This is a genomic window from Streptomyces sp. NPDC056835 (assembly GCF_042789485.1).
Classification (GTDB): domain Bacteria; phylum Actinomycetota; class Actinomycetes; order Streptomycetales; family Streptomycetaceae; genus Streptomyces.
Genome location: NZ_JBHUBB010000103.1, coordinates 1 through 1,178, shown reverse-complemented (window position 1 = coordinate 1,178; position 1,178 = coordinate 1). Strand labels below are relative to the sequence as shown.

Annotated in this window: 1 protein-coding gene; it reads left to right on the top strand. The window is 63.3% G+C overall.

All coding sequences use genetic code 11. The features are described 5' to 3' along the window. Window positions 1-58 precede the first annotated feature (58 nt). Window positions 59-1,153 carry an IS630 family transposase gene (locus ACFRMN_RS38800; protein WP_383029160.1) on the top strand — a complete coding sequence of 365 codons (1,095 nt, stop codon included), beginning with the start codon at window positions 59-61 and terminating at the stop codon, window positions 1,151-1,153. The last annotated feature ends 25 nt before the right edge of the window (window positions 1,154-1,178 follow it).

Genomic DNA, 1,178 nt, shown 5'->3' with positions numbered 1-1,178 from the left:
CTAGTGTCTTGTGATTCTGTTTGTGGAACCTGAGGCGTCCGTGGTCGTTGAGTCGGGTATGGATCTTTCCTCTGAACAGATGGCTGAGCTGCGGGTGTTGGCGGATTCGCGAGATGTGCCGGCGTTCGTGGCGCTTCGCGCTCGGATCGTGTTGTGGTCGGCCGAGGGGCGGCGGCGAAAGGACATCGCCGAGCTTGCCGGTGTGGCACCGCTTACGGTGGACCGCTGCAAGGCCCGCTATGCGGAGCGGGGTCTGGCCGGGCTGGAGGACAAACGCCGGGGCGGGCCACGAACTCAGGTGCCGCCTCGGGTGAGGGCCCGGGTGATCGCTTTGACGAGGATGTCCCCGCCGGCGGATTCCGGGCTCTCGCACTGGTCGACGCGGACGCTGGCCGATCACTTGAGGCTACGTGAGGGCGTTTCGGTGTCCTGGCATTACGTTGCCCGCGTCTGGCGTGAGGAGAATCTGAAACCACACCGTTCGGGCACCTTCAAGATCTCGAAGGACCCGGGGTTCGCGGAGAAGGTCGCCGATGTTGTCGGTTTGTACCTGGCCCCGCCCGGTGGCGCCGTGGTGCTGTCGGTCGACGAGAAGACGCAGGTGCAGGCCCTGGACCGGACCCAGCCGGTGCTGCCGGTGGCCTTCGCGGTTACCGAGCAGCGCACCCACGACTACGTCCGGCACGGCACCACGAACCTGTTTGCCGCGCTGAACGTCACGACCGGTGAAGTGCTGGGCGAGTGCAAGCCGAACCGGAACGGCGCGAGCTTCCTGGCGTTCCTGAAGAAAGCCGTCGAGCCGCATACGGGGAAGGAGATCCATGTCGTCCTGGACAACCTGTCCACGCACACCACTCCGGACGTGAAGGCATGGCTGGCGAAGAACCCGCACGTCCACTTCCACTTCACCCCAGTCGGGTCCTCGTGGCTGAACCAGATCGAGATCTGGTTCGGGATCATCACCCGGCAGTCCATCCGCCGCGGCACGTTCTCGAGTGTCAACGTCCTGGTCAAACAGATCCGCGACTACATCAACTCCTGGAACGAGAACGCGAAGCCCTTCACCTGGACCGCCACCGCCGACGAGATCCTCACCAAGGTCCGACTCGTCCAGACCAGCGTGAAGAAACTCGTCAATAACAACTCGAAGTAACACGATCAGAATCACAAGACACTAG